General features: G+C 64.3%; 23 protein-coding genes. 7 read left to right on the top strand and 16 right to left on the bottom strand.

All coding sequences use genetic code 11. From position 1 onward, the window contains the following. Positions 1-55: 55 nt before the first annotated feature. The 11 genes from LB533_RS19385 to LB533_RS19335 form a co-directional block, all read right to left on the bottom strand. Positions 56-3,928: a hydantoinase B/oxoprolinase family protein gene (locus tag LB533_RS19385; RefSeq protein WP_224677937.1), complete on the bottom strand. Its 3,873-nt coding sequence runs from the start codon at positions 3,926-3,928 to the stop codon at positions 56-58. A 260-nt stretch (positions 3,929-4,188) separates the two neighbouring features. After that, positions 4,189-5,190: a N(2)-acetyl-L-2,4-diaminobutanoate deacetylase DoeB gene (gene doeB, locus LB533_RS19380; protein WP_140641949.1), complete on the bottom strand. Its 1,002-nt coding sequence runs from the start codon at positions 5,188-5,190 to the stop codon at positions 4,189-4,191. 5 nt (positions 5,191-5,195) lie between these two features. Further along, positions 5,196-6,374, bottom strand: a complete 1,179-nt coding sequence (gene doeA, locus LB533_RS19375; protein ID WP_224677936.1) for an ectoine hydrolase DoeA — start codon at positions 6,372-6,374, stop codon at positions 5,196-5,198. Positions 6,375-6,512: 138 nt separating this feature from the next. Then, positions 6,513-7,505, bottom strand: a complete 993-nt coding sequence (gene eutC / locus LB533_RS19370) for an ectoine utilization protein EutC (protein ID WP_224677935.1) — start codon at positions 7,503-7,505, stop codon at positions 6,513-6,515. After that, complete coding sequence (gene eutB, locus LB533_RS19365; RefSeq protein ID WP_224677934.1) at positions 7,505-8,491, bottom strand: hydroxyectoine utilization dehydratase EutB; 987 nt, start codon at positions 8,489-8,491, stop codon at positions 7,505-7,507. Before eutB ends, eutC begins: the two co-directional genes overlap by 1 nt. A gap of 28 nt (positions 8,492-8,519) precedes the next feature. Then, positions 8,520-9,296, bottom strand: a complete 777-nt coding sequence (eutA, locus tag LB533_RS19360; protein ID WP_224677933.1) for an ectoine utilization protein EutA — start codon at positions 9,294-9,296, stop codon at positions 8,520-8,522. 5 nt (positions 9,297-9,301) lie between these two features. After that, a complete protein-coding gene (ehuD, locus tag LB533_RS19355; RefSeq protein WP_224677932.1) occupies positions 9,302-9,961 on the bottom strand; it encodes an ectoine/hydroxyectoine ABC transporter permease subunit EhuD in 660 nt (219 codons plus the stop codon). 16 nt (positions 9,962-9,977) lie between these two features. Continuing rightward, entirely contained in the window at positions 9,978-10,637 is a 660-nt protein-coding gene (gene ehuC / locus LB533_RS19350; RefSeq protein ID WP_140552065.1) for an ectoine/hydroxyectoine ABC transporter permease subunit EhuC, read from the bottom strand. A gap of 209 nt (positions 10,638-10,846) precedes the next feature. Then, positions 10,847-11,698 (bottom strand): ectoine/hydroxyectoine ABC transporter substrate-binding protein EhuB, encoded by an 852-nt coding sequence (gene ehuB / locus LB533_RS19345; RefSeq protein WP_140499273.1) that lies wholly within the window; start codon positions 11,696-11,698, stop codon positions 10,847-10,849. Positions 11,699-11,791: 93 nt separating this feature from the next. Then, positions 11,792-12,583 (bottom strand): ectoine/hydroxyectoine ABC transporter ATP-binding protein EhuA, encoded by a 792-nt coding sequence (gene ehuA, locus LB533_RS19340; protein WP_140499274.1) that lies wholly within the window; start codon positions 12,581-12,583, stop codon positions 11,792-11,794. Between the two features lie 222 nt (positions 12,584-12,805). Further along, positions 12,806-14,191 (bottom strand): PLP-dependent aminotransferase family protein, encoded by a 1,386-nt coding sequence (locus LB533_RS19335; protein WP_140641937.1) that lies wholly within the window; start codon positions 14,189-14,191, stop codon positions 12,806-12,808. Positions 14,192-14,274: 83 nt separating this feature from the next. On the opposite strand from LB533_RS19335, the gene LB533_RS19330 reads away from it, so the two are divergent. The 4 genes from LB533_RS19330 to LB533_RS19315 all read left to right on the top strand — a co-directional run bounded on the left by LB533_RS19330 (position 14,275) and on the right by LB533_RS19315 (position 19,055). After that, the gene (locus LB533_RS19330) at positions 14,275-14,766 is read left to right on the top strand and encodes an Lrp/AsnC family transcriptional regulator (protein WP_140641936.1); all 492 of its coding nucleotides are present in this window, start codon (positions 14,275-14,277) and stop codon (positions 14,764-14,766) included. A gap of 177 nt (positions 14,767-14,943) precedes the next feature. Further along, on the top strand, positions 14,944-16,437 hold the full coding sequence (locus LB533_RS19325) for an NAD-dependent succinate-semialdehyde dehydrogenase (RefSeq protein WP_224678039.1): 1,494 nt from the start codon (positions 14,944-14,946) through the stop codon (positions 16,435-16,437). A gap of 31 nt (positions 16,438-16,468) precedes the next feature. Beyond that, the gene (locus LB533_RS19320) at positions 16,469-17,848 is read left to right on the top strand and encodes an aspartate aminotransferase family protein (RefSeq protein WP_224677931.1); all 1,380 of its coding nucleotides are present in this window, start codon (positions 16,469-16,471) and stop codon (positions 17,846-17,848) included. Positions 17,849-17,954: 106 nt separating this feature from the next. After that, positions 17,955-19,055, top strand: coding sequence for an alcohol dehydrogenase family protein (locus LB533_RS19315; RefSeq protein WP_224677930.1), 1,101 nt, complete (start codon positions 17,955-17,957; stop codon positions 19,053-19,055). A gap of 82 nt (positions 19,056-19,137) precedes the next feature. On the opposite strand, the gene LB533_RS19310 is transcribed toward LB533_RS19315, so the two are convergent. The 5 genes from LB533_RS19310 to ehuB (LB533_RS19290) are packed head-to-tail and all read right to left on the bottom strand — an operon-like array spanning position 19,138 to position 22,947. Beyond that, complete coding sequence (locus LB533_RS19310; RefSeq protein ID WP_224677929.1) at positions 19,138-19,863, bottom strand: GntR family transcriptional regulator; 726 nt, start codon at positions 19,861-19,863, stop codon at positions 19,138-19,140. Further along, entirely contained in the window at positions 19,860-20,639 is a 780-nt protein-coding gene (gene ehuA / locus LB533_RS19305) for an ectoine/hydroxyectoine ABC transporter ATP-binding protein EhuA (RefSeq protein WP_140499280.1), read from the bottom strand. The genes LB533_RS19310 and ehuA (LB533_RS19305) overlap by 4 nt, the downstream gene beginning before the upstream one ends. After that, positions 20,636-21,295 (bottom strand): ectoine/hydroxyectoine ABC transporter permease subunit EhuD, encoded by a 660-nt coding sequence (gene ehuD / locus LB533_RS19300; protein ID WP_140499281.1) that lies wholly within the window; start codon positions 21,293-21,295, stop codon positions 20,636-20,638. Before ehuD (LB533_RS19300) ends, ehuA (LB533_RS19305) begins: the two co-directional genes overlap by 4 nt. Beyond that, entirely contained in the window at positions 21,292-22,020 is a 729-nt protein-coding gene (gene ehuC / locus LB533_RS19295) for an ectoine/hydroxyectoine ABC transporter permease subunit EhuC (RefSeq protein WP_140556261.1), read from the bottom strand. The genes ehuD (LB533_RS19300) and ehuC (LB533_RS19295) overlap by 4 nt, the downstream gene beginning before the upstream one ends. A gap of 57 nt (positions 22,021-22,077) precedes the next feature. Next, complete coding sequence (ehuB, locus tag LB533_RS19290; RefSeq protein WP_224677928.1) at positions 22,078-22,947, bottom strand: ectoine/hydroxyectoine ABC transporter substrate-binding protein EhuB; 870 nt, start codon at positions 22,945-22,947, stop codon at positions 22,078-22,080. Positions 22,948-23,190: 243 nt separating this feature from the next. Between ehuB (LB533_RS19290) and LB533_RS19285 the strand changes: the two genes are divergently transcribed. Genes LB533_RS19285 through LB533_RS19275 form a run of 3 tightly spaced genes read left to right on the top strand, consistent with a single transcriptional unit; the run spans position 23,191 to position 25,815 of the window. Then, positions 23,191-23,364 (top strand): hypothetical protein, encoded by a 174-nt coding sequence (locus LB533_RS19285; protein ID WP_224677927.1) that lies wholly within the window; start codon positions 23,191-23,193, stop codon positions 23,362-23,364. Between the two features lie 36 nt (positions 23,365-23,400). Next, positions 23,401-24,549, top strand: coding sequence for a M24 family metallopeptidase (locus tag LB533_RS19280; protein ID WP_224677926.1), 1,149 nt, complete (start codon positions 23,401-23,403; stop codon positions 24,547-24,549). A gap of 9 nt (positions 24,550-24,558) precedes the next feature. Further along, positions 24,559-25,815 carry a sarcosine oxidase subunit beta family protein gene (locus tag LB533_RS19275; RefSeq protein ID WP_224677925.1) on the top strand — a complete coding sequence of 419 codons (1,257 nt, stop codon included), beginning with the start codon at positions 24,559-24,561 and terminating at the stop codon, positions 25,813-25,815. Positions 25,816-25,818: the final 3 nt, after the last annotated feature.

The following is a 25,818-nucleotide window of genomic DNA, read 5'->3' as shown; positions in this document are numbered from 1 at the left end:
CTGGTTTGAGGGACAGGAAGGGGAATTCCGGAAATAGAGCGGTTCAGCGATTCTATCAAACGTCGGACGGCTCTGGCCTTCCGAATGCCCCCGGCGTCGGCGTCGTCACGATGACGGCGTCGCCGGCCTGAAGCACCGTCTGGTCGCAGGCTTTCAGCACCTCGACCGTGCCGTCCTTGCGGCGCACCTTGGTCGAGCCGGGTTCGCCGTCGCCGCCGCCGTCCAGGCCTTGCGGCGGACGGTTGCGATGCGAGGACAGGATGGCGCATTCCATCTTCTCCAGGAAGCGAATGGTGCGCTTCGTGCCGTCGCCGGCATTCCACCTGCCCTTGCCGCCGGAGCCTTCGCGGATGTGGAAATCCTCCAGCATCACGGGAAAGCGCAGCTCCAGTATTTCCGGGTCGGTGAGGCGCGAATTGGTCATGTGGGTGTGAACGCCCGAAGTGCCGGCAAAGCCGCGGCCGGAATTCATCCGGCCGGCGGGCGAACCGGAACAGATCGTCTCGTAATACTGGTACTTCCTGTTGCCGAAGGTCAGATTGTTCATGGTGCCTTGCGCATTGGCCATGGCGCCCATGGCGCCGAACAGCGCGTTGGTGACGTGCTGCGAGGTCTCGACATTGCCTGCGACGACGGCGGCGGGATAAGCGGGTTTCAGCATCGAGCCGTCGGGGATGATGATGTTGATCGGCCTCAGGCACCCGGCATTCATCGGGATCATGTCCTCGACCATGACGCGGAAGGCATAGAGCACGGCGGCGCGGGCGACGGGCTCTGGCGCGTTGAAATTGTTCTTCATCACCGGCGACGTGCCGGTGAAGTCGACCGTCGCCTCGCGCTTTTGCCGGTCGACCGATATCTTCACCTTGATCACCTGGCCGGTGTCGGTGGGATATTCATAGGCCGATGTATCCGGCAGCCGCTCGATCACGCGCCGCACGCTTTCGGCCGCATTGTCCTGCACATGGCCCATATAGGCCTCGACGACATCGAGCCCGAAATGCGCCACCATCTTGCGCAACTCCGCCACGCCCTTTTCGTTGGCGGCGAGCTGCGCCTTGAGATCGGCGATATTCTGGTGCGGATTGCGGGCCGGATAGCGGTGGTCGGTGAGCAGCGCCCGCAGTTCGTCCTCGCGAAACTTTCCGCGATCGACGATGCGGAAATTGTCGAACAGCACGCCTTCCTCGTCGACCGTGGTGGCAAGCGGCGTCATCGAGCCGGGCGCCGTGCCGCCGATATCGGCATGGTGGCCGCGCGAGGCCACCCAGAAGAGGATTTCAGGCGATTGGCCAATCTCCTCCCTCGAGGGGGAGGTTGGGCGCACCTCTTCGAACACCGGTGTCACCACCGTGATATCGGGCAAATGCGTACCGCCATTATAGGGGGCGTTGAGCGCAAAGACATCGCCGGGATGGATGTCGCCGGAATTCAGCCGGATGATGGTTTCGACCGAGCGGTCCATGGAGCCCAGATGCACCGGCATGTGCGGTGCATTGGCGACCAGCGCGCCGTTCCGGTCGAAGACGGCGCAGGAGAAATCCAGCCTTTCCTTGATGTTGACGGAATAAGCGGTGTTCTGCAGCGTCACGCCCATCTGCTCGGCGATCGACATGAACAAATTGTTGAACACTTCCAGCATCACCGGATCGGCCTCGGTGCCAAGTGCCGCCTGCCGGCGTTTCTTGGCCGTGCGCCGCATCAGCACATGGTTTCTGGCCGTGATCTCGGCCTGCCAGCCCGGCTCCACGACGATCGTCTGGTTGGGTTCGATGATCAGTGCGGGGCCGGCGACCCGATCGGACGGCCGCAACGCCTCGCGCCGGCAGACGTCGGCTTGGTGCCATTTTCCTTCCGTATAGATCCGCCGGACCTCCTCGGCCCTGGCTTTTGATGGCTGCCCCGCCTGCGCATAGGCTTCGGCATTCTGCTCGCCGCCTGCCTCCATCCCTTCGACGCTCACCGCTTCGACGATCATCGGCTTGTCGTCATAGACGAAACCGAATTGCGCCTTGTGGGCAGCCTCGAAATCGGCCCTCGCCCGCAACATCGAGCCATGGTCGAAATGCACCGGAAGTGCGGTGTCGGTGCCGTCATAACGGATCTGCAGCGCCGGTCTGGCGGTCACCGCGTCCTCGGCGATGCCTTGTGCGGCGAGTTCCGCGACAACGGCGGTTTGCAAGGCCGCGATCAGGCCTTCGATTGCCGGCCTGGATTCTTCCGCCAGCGGTGCAAGCAAGGCCTGCTGGCGTGAGGCAAAGACCGAAGACAGGCCGATGCCGTAGGCCGACAGCAGGCCGGAAAACGGATGGATCAGTACCGCCTCCATGCCGAGTGCGTCGGCGACCAGGCAGGCGTGCTGGCCGCCTGCGCCGCCAAAACAGTTCAGGAGATATTCGGTGACATCGTAGCCGCGCTGCACCGAGATCTTTTTGATGGCGTTGGCCATGTTTTCGACCGCGATGGTGACGAAACCTTCGGCGACCGCTTCGGCCGAGCGGCCGTCGCCGATTTCGGCGGCGAGCGTGGTGAATTTCTGGCGAACGGTGTCCACATCGAGCGGCTCGTTCTGGCCGGGGCCGAAGATGGTCGGGAAAAAATCCGGCTGCAGCTTGCCGAGCATGACGTTGGCGTCGGTGACGGCGAGCGGGCCGCCGCGCCTGTAGGCGGCGGGGCCTGGATTGGCGCCGGCGGAGTCCGGGCCGGTGCGAAAGCGGCCTGCTTCGTAGTGTAGGACCGAGCCGCCGCCGGCCGCCACGGTGTGGATGCGCATCATCGGCGCGCGCACGCGCACGCCTGCGACCTCGGTATCGAAGGCGCGCTCATATTCGCCGTCATAATGGGCGACATCGGTGGAGGTGCCGCCCATGTCGAAGCCGATCACCTTTTCGAAGCCGGCAAGCCTGGCCGTCTCGACCATGCCCACGACCCCGCCGGCGGGGCCCGACAGCAGCGCATCCTTGCCCTGGAACAGGTCCGCGGCGGTCAGCCCACCAGAGGACATCATGAACATAAGGCGCGGAGATTGGCCGATCTCCCCCCTTGTGGGGGAGATGCCCGGCAGGGCAGAGGGGGGCGCGACAGAACGAGACGTTTGCGGGACAGCGCTCCCCTCTGTCGGCTTCGCCTGCCCTTCGCCATGGCTCCGGGCGTTCGTTGCTGAAAAAGCCAATTCATTGGCTGTTTCTCCGCCCTTGGCGGATCGCGCCTCACCCCCCTCGAGGGGGGAGAGTACGCCGAGTTCCTGGCCTACCCTTTGCACATATCTTGACAGGATCGGAGACAGATAGGCATCGACCACGGTGGTGTCGCCGCGGCCGACCAGCTTGATCAGCGGCGACACCTCGTGGCTGACCGAAACCTGGCCGAAACCGAGCTTGCGGCAGACCTTAGCGACGGCCTTTTCGTGATCGGGATATTTCCAGGCGTGCATGAAGACAATGGCGACCGCATCGATGCCGTCCGCCTTTGCCTGTTCGATCGCCGGGCGACAGGCAGCGATGTCGAGCAGCCGTTCGACGCAGCCGTCGGCAAGCACGCGCTCGTTGACCTCGATGACGCGCTCGTAGAGCTGTTCGGGGAGGATGATCTCCTTGGCGAAGATGTCGGGGCGGGCCTGATAGGCGATCCTCAGCGCATCGCGAAATCCCTTGGTGATGAGCAAAAGCACGCGGTCGCCCTTGCGCTCCAGCAGCGCATTGGTGGCGACCGTTGTGCCCATCTTTACGTCGCCTATCAACCCGGCGGGGATAGGCTCGCCGGGGCGCAGGCCGAGAAGGTCGCGAATGCCCTGGATGGCTGCGTCGGCATAGGCCTCGGGATTTTCGGACAGAAGCTTGCGCGGATGCAGGCCGCCCTCGGGATCACGGCCGATGACATCGGTGAACGTGCCGCCGCGGTCGATCCAGAAATCCCATTTCTGTTGCATTCCGACACCTCTTTATCGCGAGTATGGCAGCAAAGTCATACTCTTTGATATCCGAGTTCGCGCCGGAACAAGTCGTCGCGCCATTGCCTCTTCGAGGACGGTGGCTTTGGATGTCTGAGGCCATGGCAAGGCACACGCCTCCGCAGCGCGCCGGCCGGAGCCGTCAGCGCGGCCGGCTGGCTCGCCGGCCGCTATCTGGATCCAGGGTGGAAGTATGCGGGATAGGCTCGAACTTGCCTGAAGGCGGGCGGGCCCTTCCGTCAATCGACCAATGCGGCAACCACCGAGACGCAGTCGCCGGCCTTGACCAGGCCGGGGAAATGCCGCGCCGCCAGCATGCCCGACATTTTTGCCCGGATCTCCTGGGGGGCGATGCCGGTTCGGCCGGTGGAATGGATGCGCGCCAGCACCGCGCCCTTCTCGATGGGCTCGCCGAGATCGACCATCGTCTCGACCATACCGTCTTCCTCCGCGAAGGCAAAGCAATCGCCGGACGGCATGTCGAGCCATTGGGTTGGCGTCTTCTCGACCGCACCGGCGACGATGCCGGCATGCCGCAGCACGTTGAGCATGCCGCGCCGGGCGATCCGCACCGTCTCGGCTCTCGATGTGCCCCCACCGCCGAGCTCGGTCGTGACGAACACCTTACCCATGTCCTCGGCTGCGGTATCGTACATGCCGACGGCATCGATCTCGATCATGCGCATCGAGAACGGCGCCGCGAAGGCTTCGACCGCCGCGAAGGCCCTTTGTTCCAGGGCCTTGTCCGGCAGCGCATGGGCGGCGCAGAACGGCACGAAGTCCAGCGTCTTGCCGCCGGAATGGAAGTCGAACACGATATTCGCGCGGGGAAGCAGCTCCCGCTGGAAATAATCGGCGATCTTTTCCGTCACCGTACCGTCTGGCCGGCCTGGAAAGCTGCGGTTCATGTTGCCCTTGTCGATCGGCGAGGTGCGCGTGCCGGCGCGGAAGGCGGGATAGTTCATCGCCGGCACGATGATGACCGTGCCGCTGACCTGGGCGGGATCAAGCGTGCGCGCCAGATCATAGAGCGCCAGCGGCCCTTCATATTCGTCGCCATGATTGCCGCCGGTCAGCAGGGCCGTCGGCCCCTTGCCGTTGCGCAGGACGCAGATCGGGATCATCACCGAGCCCCACGCCGAATCGTCGCGGCTGTAGGGCAGGCGCAGGAAACCGTGCTGTGCGCCGTCGCGATCGAAATCGACCGAGGGCGAGACCGGCGACGGACGAAGGTCGGACATCGGTTTCAATTCTTCACCACCAGCTTGCGCGGCACATTGGCCAGGCACTCGACGCCCGTCTCGGTGATCAGGATGGATTCGGTGATTTCCAGCCCCATCGTCTCCAGCCATAGGCCGGTCATGAAATGGAAGGTCATGCCAGGCTTCAGCTCGGTGCGGTCTCCAGGGCGCAGGCTCATCGTGCGTTCGCCCCAGTCTGGCGGATAGGAAAGGCCGATCGGGTAGCCGGTGCGGTTGTCCTTGACGATGCCATATTTCTTCAAGACCGCGAAGAAGGCGTTGGCGATGTCTTCGCACATGTTGCCGGGCTTGGCTGCCGCGAGCCCCGCGTCCATGCCTTCGAGCGTCGCCTTCTCCGCATCGAGGAATTCCTGTGTCGGCTTGCCGAGGAACACTGTTCGCGACAGCGGGCAATGGTACCTGTTGTAGCACCCGGCGATTTCGAAGAACGTGCCCTCGCCCGACTTCATCGGCTTGTCGTCCCAGGTCAGGTGCGGCGCCGAGGCGTCGGCGCCCGACGGCAGCAGCGGCACGATCGCTGGATAGTCGCCGCCAATGCCGTCGACGCCGCGCGTGCCGGCATCATAGATCTCGGCGACGAGATCGCATTTGCGCATGCCGACTTCTATCTTGTCGACGATACGCTGGTGCATCGCCTCGACGATACGGGCGGCCTTACGCATATAGTCGATCTCGGTCGGGCTCTTCACAGCGCGCTGCCAGTTGACCAGCGCGGTGGCGTCGACGAAACGGGCATTGGGCAGGTGCTTCTGCAAAGAGGCGAAGGCGGCGGCCGAGAACCAGTAATTGTCCATCTCGACGCCGACGGTCAGCTTGCCCCAGCCGCGATCGGCAAGCACGCTCGACAGGAAATCCATCGGATGGCGCTCGGTCGACTGCACATAGTGATCGGCATAGCCGACGATGTTGTCATGCGCGAGATAGGCGGTGCGCTTGGCGCCGTTGGCGTCCTGGCCGCGGCCATACCAGACCGGCTCACCCGACGGCGGCACGATGACCGCCTGATGCACATAAAAGGACCAGCCGTCATAGCCGGTCAGCCAGGCCATGTTGGAGGGGTCGCTGACAATAAGCAGATCGACGCCTTTCACGGCCATGGCTTTCCGCGTCTTGGCGAGGCGATCGGCATATTCGCTTCGCGAGAATTTCAAGTTCGGTTGCATTTTGTTGGTCCTCGTTTGTTGGGCCCTGGAACCCGCTTCAACTTCCGCTGAATTTGGCTCCAGGTAATTTTTTGTTTGAGCATGATCTCCTCGGAAACCCGGTTCCCACCTTTCCGGATCATGCTCTTGCGGCCAGCATCAACTTTCAAAAATGGTTCCGGCTTTCGCGACCCGGGCCCGGTCACGGGCGAGCGTGGCGATCGCCGTGTCCTGCACGCCGGTGCCGGTCAGGTCGGCGATGGTAATGTCGTCCGCCGCGCGCCGGCCATGCCGTTCGCCGGCGATGATCTGGCCGAGTTCGGCCACCTCCGCGTCCGCCGCCATCACGCCGGCGGAGATGGCATGGTGCAATTCACCGAGCCGCCGCGTCTGCCTTGCGCTGTCGGCGACATAGAGATCGGCCATGCGCAGGATTGCTGGTGCGATCTCGTTCTTGTGCTCGGCGTCCGAGCCCATGGCGGTGATGTGCTGGCCGGCCGAGACGAAGCCGGCCTTGATCAATGGTTCAGTGGAGGGCGTGGTGGTGACGATGATGTCGGCGCCGGCGACCGCCCTGGCCGCATCCGGTTCTGCGCGCACCACGATGCCCAGTTTTTCGCTCAAGGCGTCGGCCGCGGCTTGCGCCTTGGCCGCGTCGCGCGCCCAGATGCGAGCTTCTTCGATCGGCCGCACCAGGCGCAGCGCCTCGAGCTGCAATCCGGCCTGCACGCCGGCGCCGAAGATCGCGGCAACGGACGAATCCGGCCGCGACAGATGTTTTGCCGCGACCGCCCCGGCTGCGGCGGTGCGGACGTCGGTGAGATAGCCATTGTCGAGCAGCAACGCCTCGACCAGACCGGTTTTTGCCGATAGCAGCACCATCATGCCGTTGACACTGGGCAGGCCGAGCTTGGGATTGTCGAAGAAGCCGGGGCTGATCTTGATGGCGAAGCCGTCAATACCAGGCACATAGGCGGTCTTCACGTCGACCTCGCCGCGATGCTCGGGGATGTCGAGCCGCAGGATCGGCGGCATCGCCACCGGCAGGGTAGCGAGCGCCCGGAAGGCGTTTTCGACGCAGGCGGCCGCGTCGAGATCGAGAGCTACGATCTCGCGTAGTTGTTTCTCGGTAAGGATGGTCATCCGGCTCATCAGGCGCGCTCCGCAACGGCTTCGCCGCAAACGATCTTTCTGTGCAGGCTCATATCGATATTGCGACCGGAAAGCAGAACGACCACCGGTCCGTTTGGCTTCACCTTGCCGGCAAGCAGCGCAGCGATACCGACCGCTCCGGCGCCCTCGACGATCTCGCGCTCCTGTTCGTAGGCATGGCGGATGCCGGCGGCGATCTCGTCCTCGGAAAGCAGCACGATACCGTCGAGCAGGTCTCGGCACATGGAAAAGGTCAGCCGGTTGTCGAGGCCAATGCCGCCGCCGAGCGAATCCGCCAGCGTCGGCAGTTCCTCCACCTGCACCGGGCGCCCCGCATCGAGGCTGGCCTTCATCGCCGCGCCGCGCGCCATCGAGATGCCGACGACCTCTGTGCTCGGCCTGACGCCCTTGACGGCGGCGGCAATGCCGGAGGCCAACCCGCCGCCGGAGAGCTGCACCAGCACCAGAGCGGCGTCGGGAACCTGCTCCATGATCTCCAGCCCGAGCGTGCCTTGCCCGGCGATGATGTCGGGATGGTCGAAGGGTGGCAGCATCATCAGGCCCTCTTGCGCCACCAGCCGCTCGACCTCCTGCTGTGCGTCGTCCTGGCTGTCGCCGACAATGCGGATTTCCGCGCCGAGGCGGCGGATGGCATCGAGCTTGTTCTGCGGCACCAGCCGCGACATGCAGATCACCGCGCGCATGCCTTCGAGCCTGGCGGCATGGGCGAGTGCGCGGCCGTGATTGCCGGTCGAGGCCGCGACAACACCGCGTGCCCGCTGCTCGGCATTGAGCGAAGCAATGGCGTTCGAGGCGCCACGCAATTTGAAGCTGCCCGTGGTCTGGCGATGTTCCAGCTTGAGGTGAACGGGAAAGCCGAGCCGCTCCGACAGGCTCCCGGACGCCACGACCGGTGTCGGCTCGACCTTGCCGGTGATGCGTTGGCGCGCGGCGCGGATGTCAGAAAGGGCGACGGCGTGCGTCATGGGTCGCTCGTGCATGCAGGACATAACCTTACTGTCCAAGCGGCAAGGTCGTCAGCCGCCCGAAGTCCGGACGCGGCACATCATCGCCACACAGTCGCAGGCAATTCCACGCGCTCGCCTGATTGCTGGTGACGACCGGACGGCCGATAGCCTGTTCCATCGCGGCAACCGCCAGCGCCGAGCGCAGCGCCGTGCAGGACACGAACAACGCCTCGGCCTGCGGGTCAGTCGCCTCGCGCGCCAGCTCGACGAGAGCTGCCGGCGCAATGCGCGCCATCTCGCGGTCGTCCTCGAAGCCGAGACAGGTGAAGCTGGCGATCTCGAAGCCGCGTTCGGCGAAATAGGCCGCCATCGGCCGGCTGGTCTCGACGGTGTAGGGCGTGAGAATGCTGATCCTCTTCGCGCCCAGAGCCCTCAACCCACGCACGCCCGCCATCGGCGGCGTGACCACGGGCACTCCAGGCTTGGCCGCCTGGATCGCCGCCTCGATCTCGGCGTCGCCGATCACCACGGAGGCCGACGTGCAGGAGTAGCAGATGGCATCGAGCGGTTCGTCCGGCAGGATCAGCGCCGCGCCCGCCGTCAGTTCGGGCTGCATCTTGCGCAGATTCTGAGGCGTGGTCGGATTCTTATAAGGGATGCGGGCGACATAGATGCCGATCCTCTCACTCGCCACCATGCGGCGGAAGTCCGGCTCGCTGGTGTGGTCGGTGGCCAGGATGATCAGGCCGACGCGCTTTTCCAACGGGCGCGCCTCGAGTGCGGGCCTTGTCGGCATCAGCCTGATTTCGGGAAGCGGCTTCATGGGAACTACCTTTCGATCTTGCCGTAGCGATGTTCCAGCCAGCGCAGCAGCATAACCGAGAAAAGGCTGATGATCAGGAAGAAGGCGCCGACCAGCGTCATCGGCTCGACATAGCGATAATAGGTGTTGGCGACGCTCTTGGCCTGGTTCATCAGCTCCAGCACGGTGATCGCCGACAACAGCGGCGTCTCCTTGAACATGGCGATGAAATAATTGGCCAGCGCCGGGATCATCGGCGGGATCGCCTGCGGTATGACGATGTGGGTCCAGGTCTGGCTAGCGCTGAGATTGCAGGCTTTGGCCGCCTCCCACTGGCCGCGCGGCACGTTCTCGATGCCGGCGCGATAGACCTCCGCCGTATAGGTGCCGTAGTGCAGCCCAAGCCCGATGACGCCGGCCACCAGCGGCGGCAGCAGGATGCCGAAATCGGGCAGCACGTAGAAGATGAAGTAGAGCTGCACCAGCAGCGGCGTGCCGCGGATGAATTCGGCCGCCCAGCCGACCGTGCGCGACATCATCTTGTTCGGCGAGCGGCGGGCCAGTGCGATGCCGAGCCCGACGATTGCCGCGAGCACCGAGCCGAGCACCGTCGCCAGGATGGTGATCTTCACCCCCTCGATCAGCGTCGGCAGAATCTGCCGGACGAAATCCCAGTCCCAATCCATTACAGGGCCCAATCCATCAGACGCGCACTCCGTCGAGACCGCGCGCCATGCGGCGCTCCAGCGACCGCACGCCCCATGAAATGACGAGCGCGAGCACGAAATAGATCACCAAGATGGTGGTGAACGGCATCAGCGTGCTGCCGGTCTGCGAACGCACCACCTGCGCCTGGAAGGTGAGATCGGCGAGCGAGATCAGCGAGACGACGGATGTCGCCTTGAGCAGTTCGATGGCGTTGTTGCCGAAGGTCGGCAGCATCACCAGAAGCGCCTGGGGCAGGATGACATGGCGCATGCCTTGCCAGCGGCCGAGATTGAGCGCCGTGCAGGCTTCGTATTGCTCGGCGCCGACCGACTGGATGGCGCCGCGCACCACTTCCGCCGCATAGGCGCCGACATTGAGGCCCAGCGCCAGCACGCCGGCTTGCAGCGGAGTGAGTTCGACGCCCGCCAGGGGCAACACGAAATAGGCCCAGAACAGCTGCACGAAAATCGATGTGCCGCGGAAGAATTCGATATAGGCGGTGGCGAGCGCCCGCAGCGCGAAGAAGCGCGACAGCCGCCCCATGCCGGCCAGGAAGGCCATGACAAGGGCCAGCACCGACCCCATCAGCGTCAGCTCGATGGTGACAAGCGCTCCCTGCAATATCAGGCCGAGATAGCCGGACCACTGGGTCATTTATCAGAGGCTTCCAACGTTTGGTTTTAGCATCTTCTCCCCTCTCACGAGGAGAAGATGCAGGTTCACCCTCCTTTGCCGCAGCACAGCTGCCGCGAAGGACAGGCAGGCGGATGAGGCGCGGCTCCCAGCTCGCAAAAAAACGCGCTGCCCCTCATCCGGCCCTTCGGGCTCCCTTCTCCCCGTGGACGGGGACAAGGGAAAAGGCCTTATTTCGCCGCGCAGAGCTTATCGCGCGTCGTCGACATCGCCGCCGCAGCCGAGAAGCCGTAGGGCTCGATGATCTTGGCGAACTCGCCCGACTTCTTCATCTTGGCGAGCTCGACGTCGAAGGCGTCGCGCAGTGCTTCGTCGCCCTTCTTGAAGGCGGCGCCGTCGCAATAGACGGGCGCGCCCTGCACGGGTGCTATGACTTCGAGGCTCGGGTCATTGGCCTTCTTCATCAGATCATTGATCGACAGGACGGGCAGCGAATAGGCGTCGATGCGGCCGTCCTGCACCATCTTCAGCCCGCTCTGGCCGTCGGGCACGACGATGACGCGGTCACGCGGCACGCCGGCGTTGAGCGCGAGCTTCTCCTCGGTGCCGCCGCCGGGCGCGCCGATGGTGGCGGAGGTGTCCTTGGCGACATCCTCATAGCTCTTGAAGCCCTTCGGATTGCCCTTCTTCACCAGCATCGCCTCGGCGTCGCACAGCACCGGCTCGGAATAGGCAACCGCCGCACAACGCTCCGGCTTCATGAACAGGCCGGCGGTGACGACGTCGAAGCGGCCGGCCTGCAGGCCGGGGATCATGGCGCCATATTCCGAGATCGAGGCGGCGACATCGGCGACGCCCAGCCGCTTGAAGATCTCCCGCGCCACGTCGGGCGCGGCGCCCGAAACCTTGCCGTCGGCGGCGACCGCCGTGTAGGGCGGCTCGTTGGCGATGGCGAGGCGGGCGAAGCCTTGCGCCTTCAACTGCTCGAGCTTGCTGTCGTCGGCCGATCCGATGTTCGAGGCGGCGAGCACCGCGGTCAGCGCAAGACCGGCGACGCCGGCCAGAATGCCAAGTTTTTTCATTGTTCCCAACTCCATGTTTGTGTTCTTGGTTGCAGTGTTCTCAGGACAGCAATGCCGGCCTTGCGGACGGTGTCGCCGCCTCGGGCATGGCGGTCAGACGCGATGTCCGGCCGCGATGATCTTCTTCAGGAAACCTTGCGTGCGCTCCTGTTTGGGATGGCGGAAAATCTCGTCGGGTTTGCCCTCCTCGACGATGCGGCCGCGGTCGAAGAACAGCACCCGGTCGGCGAAGTCGTGGGCAAAGCCCATTTCATGGGTGACGAGCAGCATCGTCATGTCGGTTTCGGCCGCGAGCTTGCGCATGACGTTGAGCACCTCCTCGACCAATTCGGGATCGAGCGCCGAGGTGACCTCGTCGAACAGCATGATCCGGGGCGACAGTGCCAGCGCGCGGGCAATCGCGACGCGCTGCTTCTGGCCGCCCGAAAGCTGCGCCGGCATGGCCTTGGCCTTGTCGGCCATGCCGACCATGTCGAGCAATTCCATCGCCCGCTTCTCGGCGGCGGCGCGCGGCGTGCCCTTGGTCAGCATCGGCGCCAGCGTGACATTGTCGATGACGCATTTGTGCGGGAACAGGTTGAACAGCTGGAAGACCATGCCGATCTTCTGGCGCATCCTGGCCAGATGCCGCTCGTCGGCGGCCAGCAGCTGGCCGTTTCGCTCCATGTGATAGAGATGCTCGCCGTCGATCTGGATGTGGCCGCCATCGATGCGCTCCAGCGTCATCAGTATGCGCAGGATCGTCGTCTTGCCCGAGCCGGACGGGCCGATCAGCGCCAGCTTCTCGCCGGGCATGACCTGCATGGACAGGCCATCCAGCACCTTGAAGGTGCCGAAGCTTTTCGAAATGCCATCGACCTTGATGATAGGCGCGGATGCGGACAAACGAATTTCCCGTGCTGGAGAAGCCTATGCCCTTAACGATGCGGAACCCGCCAAATCATGTCAATCGGGAAAATAATATCATGACAATTATTCTGATCCCGCACAATTCTTGGGCATTCAGTGCCTAGCAATGTGCCGGGATCGAGATCAAGTCGAGCCGAAAATGACAGCACCGGGGACGCCTTTGGCGGGTCGGCATCGTCTGGATAGCGGCACATCTCGCTAGATTGCGAGCAGCAGATGCTCGGGGTCGCCAAGCAGCAGCTTGGTGACAACGCCGAGGCCGGCGCGCAGTTCCCCTTCGGTGGTCGAACCCAGCGAGATACGCACCGCCGGTTGCCAGGGCGCTTGCGAGATACGGAAGGAGGCGCCGGGCGCGATCGCCACGCCTTGCAGGCGCGCCTGGGCGACGAAGCTCTCCTCGGCACGGTCGGCCGGCAGCTGCAACCAGACATGCAGTCCGTCGCGCCGGGTGCGATAGTCGACGCCGGCCAGCACCTCGGCGACGATGTCCTGGCGTCGCCGCAATGCTGTGCGCTGCCAGCGCACGAGTTCCATCGCGGTGCCGTCGGTCACCCATTTGGTGGCGATCTCTGCCACCAGCGGCGTCGCCATCCAGTTGGAAACCAGATGGCGGTTGGCGACCGCGGCGACATAGCGGTCGGGCGCGGCGAGATAACCGATGCGCAGGCCCGGTACCACGATCTTGGTGAAAGACGTGACGTAGAGCGTGCGCTCAGGCGCGAAGGCGGCGACCGGCGGCGGCCGGTCCTCGACCAGCGGCCCCAGCACATCGTTCTCGATGATGGCTATGTCGTGCCTGCGGGCAACCGCCGCAATCTGCTCGCGCCGCCCCGCATCCATCAGCGTCGCCGTCGGGTTGATCACCGAAGGCTGCACGAATACGGCGCGGATGTCGGAGATCCGGCAGGCCTCGTCCAGCGCTTCCGGGATCAGGCCATTGCCGTCTATCGGGAGGCCTTCGAGGTTGAAGCCGAGATAGCGGGCGAGCGGCACCAGCGTATGGTGGCCGATCGCCTCGGTAGCGACAGTCGAGCCGGGCGGGGCCACGCTCATCAGCGCCACCGTCATGCCGGCGGTAGCGCCATTGGTCAGGCTGATATTCTGCGGCGAGGCATCGAGGCCGCACAGTTTCAGCCACTCGACCGCCACGGCGCGGTGGCGGGGAAACACCACGTTGGGCCGGAACGAGAGCGCCGAGCTCGACGGCAGGTTGTCGGCCAGCCAGCCCAGAGCCTGCTTCAGCCGCTCCAGATGCATCGGCTCGCAGACCGGCTTCAGGATCGAAAGATCGATCACTTCGCCTAGCCGCTCCGGCAGATAGGGCGGTTCCGGCTCGCGCCGCTGAGTCTGGACGAAGCTGCCGCGGCCGATCTCGCCCGAGATCAGGCCGCGGCGAATCAGTTCCTCATAGGCGCGACTGACCGTCTGCACCGATAGTTTCAACTCGTCGGCCAGCCGGCGATGCGTCGGCAGCCGCGCGCCGTTGGCGAGCCGCCCGTCATGAATGGCGCGCGCGAACTGGTCGGCCAGCGACTGGTAGGCGGGCCGCCGGATGAGCGCGGGATCGGGTTGCCACAATGTCATGACTTATTAGAGATCGAAATCAGTGCAATTGACAATCGAAATAATGCGCCGTCATGGTACGGCGGACCAAAAAGTGGATACAGATGGCCGCCGCGAAACTCGACCCGATCGACCTCAGAATCCTGGACGCCATCCAGCGTGACGGGCGCATCACCAAGCTGGCGCTGGCCGACAAGGTCGGCCTGTCGCCGACGCCGTGCTGGATGCGGCTGCGCAAGCTGGAAAAGGCCGGCATCGTCTCCGGCTATCATGCCTCGATTGCCATGCGCGTCGTCGCACCCGTCGCCACCGTGCTGATGGAGGTGACGCTGGCCAGCCACCGCCAGGCCGATTTCGACCGCTTTGAGCGCGTCATCCGCGACATACCTGAGATTGTGGCCTGCTGGTCGGTGGGCGGCGGCGTCGACTATGTTCTGAAGGTGATGGCGCGCGATATCGATACCTATCAGCGGCTGGTCGATGCCTTGCTCGAACGCGAAATCGGCATCGACCGCTACTTCACCTATATCGTCATCAAGACGGTGAAGGACGAGACGGTGCTGCCGCTTGCCGATCTTTTGCCGGTGCAGGCCTGAGAACGAAACGCTCGGAGAATGCGCGAAAGCACCCGCCCCACCCCTGCGGCTAGACAGATCGTCCTGCTCTCCAGCCGAATAGAGAGAATCTCTCTATATAGCTGCACCTAAACAGCCTCACCCTTCGCGCCGACGCCCCTAGTCTTGCGGCATCACCCCAATCGGGAGCAATCGATGATGTCAGCGCATTTTGCCCGTACGCACCGCCATGAAGCGCTCGACCGCCTCGCCGACCGCCGGCTGCTGCGCGAGCTTGCCTATGTCGACGGGCACTGGACGGCAAGCGAGGCAGCGGAGAGCTTCGAGGTCACCGATCCCGCGACCGGCGCCACGGTGGCCTTCGTCGCCGCGCTCGATGGCCGCCAGACGGCAAGTGCGATCGACGCGGCGGCGCGCGCTTTCCCTGCCTGGCGGGCGCTGTTGCCGCAGGAGCGCTCGAAAATCCTGCGCAAATGGTTCGACCTCATCATCGCCGCGAAAGACGATCTCGCTCTGCTGATGACGCTGGAACAGGGCAAGCCCTTGAAGGAATCGCTCGGCGAGATCGATTATGCCGCCTCTTTCGTCGAATGGTATGCCGAGGAAGCAAAGCGGCTCAACGCCGAAAGCGTAACCAGCCATCTGCCGAACGCGGAAATGACAGTGCGGCGCGAGCCGCTCGGCGTCGTCGGCGTCGTGACGCCGTGGAACTTCCCGTCCGCCATGCTGACCCGCAAGGCGGCCGCGGCCCTTGCCGCCGGTTGCACCGTCGTCGCGCACCCCTCTTCGGAAACGCCGCTCTCGGCGCTGGCGCTGGCCGAACTCGGCGAGCGCGCCGGCCTGCCCGCCGGCGTCTTTAACGTCGTCACAGGCAAGGCGTCGATCATTGTCGGGCGAATGTGCGAGGACTCGCGCGTGCGCGCCATGAGCTTCACCGGTTCGACCGAGATCGGCAGGCTGATCGCGGCCCAGAGCGCGCCGACGATGAAGCGGCTGGTTATGGAGCTTGGCGGCCACGCGCCGCTGATCGTCTTTGCCGACGCCGATCTCGACAAGGCCGTGCGCATCGCCGTCGACGCCAAATTCGCCACATCCGGCCAGGACTGCCTCGCGGCCAACCGCATCTATGTCCAGCGGCCGATCTACGACCGTTTCTGTGCCGCCTTCGCCAAGCGCATCGAGGCGATGCGGACCGGCACTGGCCTCGCCGACGAAAGCGACATCGGCCCGCTGATGCATGAGCGCGCCGTCAAGAAGGTCGAGGAGCAGGTCGCCGACGCGCTCGCCCAGGGCGCGCGCTGCCTCGCCGGCGGCAGAAGGCACCAGGCCGGCCCGTTGTTCTACCAGCCGACGCTGCTGGCCGACGTATCTGACGAGGCGCTGATCATGCGCGAAGAAACTTTTGGTCCGGTCGCCGCCGTGACGCCGTTCGACAGCGAGGACGAGGTGACCGCGCGCGCCAATGCCACCGAATATGGCCTCGTCGCCTATGTCGTGACCGAGAACGGCGCCCGCCAGCAACGCCTGGGCCGGGCGCTGGACTACGGCATGGTCGCGATCAACCGCGTCAAGATCACCGGCGCGCCGATCCCGTTCGGCGGCGTCAAGCAGTCCGGCATCGGCCGCGAAGGTTCGCGTCACGGGCTCGAAGCCTTCACCGATCTCAAGTATCTGTGCATGGACATCGCCTAGGCTCGTCCGGCCATCCTCAAGGAGTCAAAAAATGCTCGATCAGTCCAACGAACTCGCCGCCTGGGACCGCGACCACTTCTTCCATCCCTCCACCCATATGGGCACGCACGCGCGCGGTGAATCGCCCACGCGGATCATGGCCGGCGGCGAAGGCGTCACCGTCTGGGACAACAATGGCAAGAAGAGCATCGATGCCTTCGCCGGCCTCTATTGCGTCAATGTCGGCTACGGCCGCCAGAAGATATCAGATGCCATCGCCGCGCAGGCCAAGAACCTCGCCTATTACCACGCCTATGTCGGCCACGGCACCGAAGCCTCGATCACGCTGTCGAAGATGATCATCGACCGTGCGCCAAAGGGCATGTCGAGGGTCTATTTCGGCCTCTCGGGTTCGGATGCCAACGAAACCAACATCAAGCTGATCTGGTACTACAACAACGTCCTTGGCCGCCCGGAGAAGAAGAAGATCATCTCGCGCTGGCGCGGCTATCACGGCTCCGGCGTCATGACGGGGTCGCTGACCGGGCTCGATCTCTTCCACAATGCCTTCGACCTGCCGCGCGCGCCGATCCTGCACACCGAGGCGCCCTACTATTTCCGCCGCGCCGACCGCTCGATGAGCGAGGAGCAGTTCTCGCAGCATTGCGCCGACAAGCTGGAAGAGATGATCCTGGCCGAAGGCCCCGAGACCGTCGCCGCCTTTATCGGCGAGCCGATCCTCGGCACCGGCGGCATCGTGCCGCCGCCCGCCGGCTACTGGGAGAAAATCCAGGCGGTGCTGAAGAAGTACGACGTGCTCCTGGTCGCCGACGAGGTGGTGACGGGCTTCGGCCGGCTGGGCACCATGTTCGGCTCCGACCATTACGGCATCAAGCCGGACCTGATCACCATCGCCAAGGGCCTGACCTCCGCCTATGCGCCGCTGTCGGGCGTCATCGTCGCCGACAAGATGTGGCAGGTGCTGGTGCAGGGCTCCGATAAGCTCGGCTCGCTCGGGCACGGCTGGACCTATTCGGCGCATCCGATCTGCGTCGCAGCGGGCGTGGCCAACCTCGAACTGATCGACGAGATGGATCTGGTGAGGAATGCCGGCGAGACCGGCGCCTATTTCCGCGCCGAATTGGCCAAGGCCGTCGGCGGCCACAAAAACGTCGGCGAGGTGCGCGGCGACGGCATGCTGGCAGCGGTCGAGTTCGTCGCCGACAAGGACGACCGTGTGTTCTTCGATCCGGCGCAGAAGATCGGACCGCAGATCGCCACGGCCCTCGCCGCAAGCGGGGTCATCGGCCGCGCCATGCCGCAGGGCGATATTCTGGGCTTCGCCCCACCGCTTTGCCTGACACGCGAGGAGGCTGACACCGTCGTGGCCAAGACCGCCGACGCGGTAAGGACCGTGTTCGCCAGTCTCTAATTGTCGATGATCGGCGCTGCCCTTCATCCGCCTGCCGGCACCTCCTCGTCGTTCACGGAGAGACGGTAAAGGTGAGAGGCAGCGCCAACCTGCAAAGTATTTGGAAGTGAACGCGATGACCTCTCATCCCACCCTCCCCGCCACCATGGCGGCCGTGCAGCTTACCGGCCACGGCGGCCCGGAAAAGCTTGTCTACCGCACTGACGTGAAAGTGCCAGCGCCCGCCGCCGGCGAAGTGCTGGTCAAGGTCAGCGCCTGCGGCATGAACAACACCGACGTCTGGGTGCGCCAGGGCGCCTATGGCACGGAGGAGGACGCGACCGCCGTGTCGACATGGCGGCGTCAGGGCAACACGCTGACCTTCCCGCGTATCCAGGGCACCGACACGGTCGGCACCGTCGCTGCCGTTGGCGCAGGGGTCTCGCCGGATCGCATCGGCGAACGAGTGATGGTCGATTTCTCGATCTACAATCGCGACGACGATTCGCTCGCCGACATCGACTATATGGGTCACGGCCGCGACGGCGGTTACGCCGAATACCAGGCTGTGCCGGCTGAGAACGCCCATGTCGTCGACACTGACTTGAGCGATGTCGAACTCGCCACCTTCTGCTGCGCCTATCTCACCGGCGAGCAGATGCTGGAACGCGCCGGCCTGAAGGCCGGCGAACGCGTGCTGGTCACCGGCGCCTCGGGCGGCGTCGGCTCCGGCATCGTGCAGTTGGCGCGAGCGCGCGGCGCCATTCCCTATGCCGTCGTCGGCAAGGGCAAGGAGCAGGCGGTGCTCGACATCGGCGCCGAAGCCGTCATCACCCGCGGCGTGGCCGACCTGCCGCAAGCCGTGGCCGAGGCGACCGGCGGCCAGCCGATCGACGTGGTGGCCGACCTCGTCGGTGGCGCGATCTTCAACGACCTGTTGCGCATCCTGAGGCCCGAGGGCCGCTACACCACCGCAGGCGCGATCGCCGGCCCGGTCGTCCAGCTCGATCTCCGGACCATGTATCTCAAGCAGCTGCAATTGCACGGCTCGAGCCAGGGTACGCGCGCGGATTTCCGACGCATCGTGCGCTATATCGAGGAAGGCAAGATCCGGCCGCTGGTCGGCGGCGTCTACAGGCTTTCCGATTTCCACCGCGCCCAGGCCGATTTCATCGCCAAGGATTTCGTCGGCAAGCTGGTGGTGGTGCCTGACGCCCTGGCTGAATAGCGGCACTCAAAATGAAGTGGCGGGAGCCACGTCGCTCGTCGTAGCGGCGTGGCAAACCACGTCACCGCCACAATGCCGACAGTCAGTTCTTGCCGTCAAATTCGTCTGATCGGCCGGCATGGCGCATCATGCGCCGAAAGCTCATCGAGATATGGGCTCGCCTGATGTGCCCGATCGATTCCCAGTCCCCGATTTCCGCGGCGGCCAGCACTTCTTCCATTTCGCGCCGGAACGCCGTGAATTCCTCCACGAGGCCCAACTGCGGCATCATCTTGAGGACCACACGCGCAACCTGAAAATACAGTCTTTCACTTATTTCGCGCAGGGGCTGGTTCCCGGTCATGCCGGATAGTTCAGTGAAGAAGTCCATGTTCAGCTGCAGGAAGGCACGCTGATCGGGATTGAGCATATCGGAATCGCAGCGTGCGATGAGCGCTCGAATGCGATCGAGGTCGACCACCGTTCGGGGAATTGGCGAAAGCTTGCCGACCAGCAGCGCGAGTTCCAGTCGCAGATGATAGACCTGTTGCAACTCCTCGATGTCGACGTCGGTAACGATCGTACCGACGCCGTGAACCGATTGCACAAGGCCTTCGGCCTCGAGCCGCGCCAGCACGCGTCGGACCGGTGTGCGGCTGATCTCGAATTCCTGGGCGAGTTCTTCTTCGGACAGCCGGCTCCCCGGCAGATAGTCGAGCAGGCAGATGCGGTCGCGCAGGATCAGGTAGATGCGTTCGAACCGTTCGCGCGCCGAAAGCGGACGCGGAGGCGGCGCGGTCTTGGCCGAGGCATCCGTATCAAGCGTCATCCAGCCTCCAGGACAGCGTGCAGGAACTGCCGCGTCCGCTCATTCTTGGGTGCGCCGAAAAGCTCTGCCGGCGGCCCCTGCTCGCAAATTTTGCCCTGGTAGAAGAAGCAGACGCGATCGGAAAATTCCTTGGCGAAGCCCATCTGGTGGGTAACCATGAGCATCGTCAAATCATGCTCGCGGCCGATTTGCCTTATCACTTGCAGCACTTCGCCGACAAGTTCCGGATCGAGCGCGGACGTCACCTCGTCGAACAGCATTATCTTGGGCCGCATCGCCAGCGCCCTGGCAATGGCGACGCGCTGTTGCTGGCCGCCGGAAAGCTGGGAAGGATAATGATCCTTCTTTTGCGACAGCCCGACCATGTCGAGAAGCTCGGCCGCCCGTGCCTCGGCATCGGCCCGCTTCATGCCAAGCACGGTCATCGGCGCCTCGATGCAATTGGCCATCGCCGTCATGTGTGGAAACAGGTTGAAAGACTGGAACACCATGCCGATCTTCGCCCGGATGCGGCGGATGTGGGCGAGATTGGCGGGCACCAGCTTTCCGCCTTGCTTCATATGGGTCAGTGGCTCGCCTTCGACCCAGATGACGCCGTCATTGATCGTCTCCAGCGTCATCAGCATGCGGAGGACCGTGGTCTTGCCGGAGCCGGACGGTCCGATGACGGAAACCTTCTCGCCGCGCGCGATTTCGAGGTTCAGCCCGTCGAGCACGGTGAGCGCGCCGTAACGCTTCGAGACATTGTCGAAACGGACCATCGGTTGTTCGGTCATCGCGCGGTCCTCCGGTTGAGCAGGCGTTCGAGGGCACGGATGAGCGCGGCCGAAACCAGGCTCATGGCCAGGAAGAACAGGCCGACCAGCGTGATCGGTTCGGTGTAGCGGAAAGTTTCGGAGCCGATGATCTTGGCCGTCTGCATGAGTTCCAGCACGGCGATGGCCGAAAGCAGCGGCGTCTCCTTGAACAGCGCGACGAGGTAGTTGCCGAGCGCCGGCACGATCGGCGGTATCGCCTGCGGGATGATGATGTCGCGAAAGGTCGTCCAGGAGGAGAGGTTGAGCGCGATCGAGGCTTCCCACTGGCCGCGATGGATGTTGTCGAAGCCCGCTCGGTAGACTTCCGAGCAATAGGCGGCGTAGTGAATGCCGATGGCCAGAACGCCGGCCGTGAATGCGTCGAGCACGACGCCGAATTTCGGAAAGACGAAATAGAGGAAGAAGATCTGGATGAGCAGAGGCGTCGAGCGGATCAGTTCGACCAGCACCGAGATCGTCCAGCCGGTCCAGGGCACCGCGATACGGATTACTGCGAGGACCAGGCCGAGCAAAGCCGCGATGACGAAGCCGAGCAGCGTCGCCTCGATCGAGACGACGGCGGCGCGTGCCAGCACCGGCAGGATCTCCGCGGCAAAACTCCAATCCCAGATCATGCCGCCCTCCCCCGCGCCAGGCCGAGCGAGGCCCGCCTTTCGAGAAGCCGCATGCCGATGGAAACGGTGAGCGACATGGCGAGATACATCAGCAGCACCAGCGTGAAGATGGGAATGGTCTTGAAGGTGTTCTGGTTCATCTGCTGCGCCTTGAAGGCGAGGTCCGTGAGCGTGATCAGCGAAACCAGCGCCGTCGATTTCAAAAGCTCGATGAAAAGATTGCCCCAGGGCGGGATCATGGCGACGAACGCCTGCGGCAGGATGATCCGGCGCAGCATTTGCGCGCGGCTCATGTTGAGCGCCGTTCCTGCCTCCCATTGGCCGCGCGCGACCGACTGGATGGCGCCGCGCACGCATTCGGATCCGTAGGCGCCAACATTCAGACCAAGCGCCAGCACCGCGACGGGAAACGCGTCGAGCGTGACGCCGAATTGCGGCAGCACGAAAAACAGCCAGAACAATTGCACCAGCGCCGAGGTGCCGCGAAAGACTTCGACATAGACAGTCGCCAGCCATCTGAGCGGCGCTGGACCATACATGCGCGCAAGCGCGGCGAGCACGCCCATGACGACCGCCAGCAAGCTGCCGAGGACAGCGATCTCGATCGTCAGGACGGCGCCCTGCAATAGTCCCGGTAGGAACAGCCTGTACGTCTCCTGCGTCGCCAGCGCCGCGATCACGGCCAGCGAAACGACCAGCATGGCAACGAGCGTGCGGATACCCATCTGCTTCTCCGAGGAAAAAAGAGGGCGGCGCTTTCACGCCGCCCAGCAGTTGGGAATTTATTCGCCCTTGCAGAGCTCTGCAGTCGTCTTGTTCGGCAGATAGTCCTTGCCGAAGCCGAGCGGCTCGACCAGCGCGATATGCTCCGGCGTGCCGAGGAACTTCTTCAGTTCGGCGTTGAATGCTTCCTGCAGATCGGTGTCCTCCTTGCGGAAGCCGAAGCCGCCATGGCCCTTCACCGACTTGCCGGCAACTTCACCGAAGGGCTTGGTCGATTCGACGCCATCGGCCTTCTTGGCCATGTCGGCGATCGAGAGCGCGGTTAGCGCGGCGGCATCGGCACGACCCGACTGGACGGCCGCGACCAGGCTGGATTGGTCGGGCAAGGAAACGATTTGCCCTTGGGCAACGCCGGCGTCCTTCGCATATCCCCCCTCGACGGCGCCCGCCATCACGGCGAGCTTGAGATCGGGATTGTCCTTGATGCTCGAATAGTCCTTCACGCCTTTCGGATTGCCCTTCGCGACCAGCATGGCCTGGCCGATGCCATAGGACGGTTCAGAAAAATTGATCTCGGCGCAGCGCTTGGGATTGATGAACATGCCGGCGGCAATGATGTCGAAGCGGCCGGCCTTGAGACCCGGAATGAGCGAGCCGAATTCGGTTAGCACGCCGTCGACCTGCGCAATGCCCATCTTGGCGAGCACCGCCTTGGCGACTTCCGGCGCTTCGCCGGTCAATTTGCCGTCAGGCGTGGCGAAACCGAACGGCGCCTCATTGGCGAAGCCGACGCGGATATAGCCGTCCTTCTTGGCGCGTTCCAGCGTCGTTTCCGCATGGGCCAGCTGTGACGTGAATGCGGTCGCAGCGAGCGCAAGACAGGCTGCGGCCTTCACGAGCGCGCGGCGGGATATCTGTGACGTGAACATGCATTCCCCTTTTCTTCTTCGATAATTGTCGGCTCGAACGACGTTTCTCCACCATCGGGTCAAGCGCACTAAGAGGTATACAACTCATCTGGACATATCGCAAGACGCACTGTACGAATCTCGAAAAATCGCCACATAGCTTGATTTGACGGCTTGGCGATGCGCAAGTTGTGCACAATTAAGGTGTGCTTTCTCGATGCGGGTACGAACCGCATTTGGATGAGGGCAGGAAGGAAAACGGCTTTGGACGCGTCGGGCGGGTTCAGCAAGGCGGAATACGCGCAGCGCCTGGCCGAGGTGAGGCAGCGCATGGCAAAGGCCGGCTTCGATCTCATCATCTGTCAGGATCCCAGCGTCACCGAAGGCGGCGGCGAGCGGCTCCGCGACCTGGCCCACGATCCCATCGTCATTGACTGACCATCAGCCCAGGACCGGCAACTCAAGGACACCTCAATGGACCGCAATCCCTTTTCCGAAGCCGAGATCGCCGGCCGCTTGTCGAAAGTTCGCACGGCATTGGTAGAGCGCAAGCTCGACGCCGCCGTCTTCGCCTCGCCGGAGACTGTTTTCTACCTCACCGGCCTCGACCATTGGGGTTATTTCGCGCCGCACCTCCTGATCGTCACGCTCGACCGGCGCCCTATCCTGGTCACCCGGTCGATGGAGAAGGTGACGATCGAGAACCAGGTGAAGGCGGCGGAATTCCGTGGTCACTCCGATAGCGAGACCGCGGCCGACCTCACCGCACGCGTCATTTCCGAACTCGGCCTGGCCGGCAAACGTATAGGCCTCGAACACTGGACCTCCGGACTCAGCCACGGCCTCGCCCTGAAGCTCGAGGCGCAGGCCGACGCCAAATGGAGCGACGTCTCCGGGCTGGTCGACAAGATGCGGTTGGTGAAGAGCGCCGAGGAACAGGTGCTGATGCGCCGCGCCGCCAAGGTCACGGATGCTGCGGCAGGTGCCGCGATCGCTGCCATCTCCGACGGCGCCGCCGAGCAGGAGGTTGCCGCCCAATGCGTGGCGGCGATGGTGCGCGCCGGCGGCCACGCGCCGGGCTTCGGCCCGTTCATCCGGCCCGCCGCCCGGCTCGGCGAGGAGCACACGACCTGGGGCGACGGCATCTATCGCAGCGGCGAGCCGGTCTTCGTCGAACTGTCGGGCTGCGTCTCGCGCTATCACGCACCGCTTGGCCGGCTGATCCGCATCGGCAACATCAAGGACGAAGATGCCGCCATGGCCGAGGTCACGGCCAACGCATTCGATGCCGTCGTCAGGGCGCTCGAGCCCGGCGCCAGGGCGCGCGATGTCTACGCCGCCTGGCAAGGCGTCGCCGACGATGCCGGCCTCTCGCATTATCGCCGCCATCATTGCGGCTATCTCGTCGGCATCGGCCAGCCGCCCTCATGGACCGGCGGCAATTCGGTGACGGGCCTCAGGCACGATTCCGATCTCGAAATCGAGACCGGGATGAGCTTCCACATCCTGTCCTGGCTGATGGGCACCGGCCGCGGCGACCATTTCATCTCCAACACCGTGCTGCTGACCGATGCGGGAGCCGAAGTGCTGACCCGCACCCCGGCCGGCCCGATCGTCCGCTAGACCATGAACATGGCGCGCTATTCGGCGTTTTCGATTTTCCGCAATGCCCTTTCCGGCCAGAAGAACTGGCGGCGCGCCTGGCGCGCGGCCGAGCCGAAGCCCGCCTATGACGTGATTGTCGTGGGTGGCGGCGGGCATGGCCTCGCGACGGCTTTCTACCTCGCCGAGAACCACGGCATCCGCAATGTCGCCGTTCTGGAGAAGGGCTATGTCGGCGGCGGCAATGTCGGCCGCAACACCACCGTCATCCGCTCCAACTACCTGCTCGACGGCAACACCCAGTTCTACGAATTCTCGGTCAAGCTGTGGGAAGGCTTGTCGCGGGCGCTGAACTTCAACGTGATGTTTTCGCAGCGCGGCCAGATCGTCACCGCCCATTCGGCCGATCAACTCGACACGTTCAGCCATCGCGCCAACATCATGCGCCTGAACGGCATCGACGCCGACATTCTCGACCGCGACGCGGTGCGCCGGCTGGTGCCCTATCTCGATTTCTCCGAAACCGCGCGATTTCCGATCCATGGTGCGATCCTGCAGGGGCGCGCCGGCACTGCCCGCCATGATGCCGTCGCCTGGGGCTATGCGCGCGCTGCCGACGGCCACGGCGTCGACATCATCCAGAACTGCGAGGTGACCGGCTTTGTCCGCGACGGCGAAAGGATCGTCGGCGTCGAAACCAGCAAGGGCCGGATCGGCGCCGGCAAGGTCGGCCTCGCCGTTGCCGGCCATACTTCGCTCCTTGCCGCCAAGGCCGGCCTGGAACTGCCAATCGAAAGCCATGTGCTCCAGGCTTTCGTCACCGAGCCGCTCAAGCCGCTGGTCGATCACGTCGTCGCTTATGGCGCAGATCATTTCTATGTCAGCCAGTCCGACAAGGGCGGGCTGGTCTTCGGCGGCAATCTCGACGGCTACAATTCCTACGCCCAGCGCGGCAATCTCGGCGTCGTACGCGAAGTGGCGGAGGCCGCGATAGCCCTGATGCCCTGCATCTCGCGTGTCAGGCTGCTGCGCCACTGGGGTGGCGTCATGGACATGACGCCGGACGCCAGTCCGATCATCTGCCCGACCCCGATAGAAGGGCTCTATCTCAATGGCGGCTGGTGCTATGGCGGCTTCAAGGCGACGCCGGCCTCCGGCTGGTGCTTTGCCCATATGCTGGCCACCGGCAAGCCGCATCCGCTGACCGCCGCCTACGCGCTCGACCGTTTCCGGACCGGCCACACGCTCGACGAGGCCGGCGCCGGCCCCTCGGCCTGGCTGCAATAGAGA

The organism is Mesorhizobium sp. BR1-1-13, from assembly GCF_020165515.1.
In the GTDB taxonomy this organism is placed as follows: Bacteria; Pseudomonadota; Alphaproteobacteria; order Rhizobiales; family Rhizobiaceae; genus Mesorhizobium.
The sequence above is the reverse complement of the archived record's forward strand: the minus strand, read 5'-3'. Positions and strand labels throughout refer to the sequence as shown.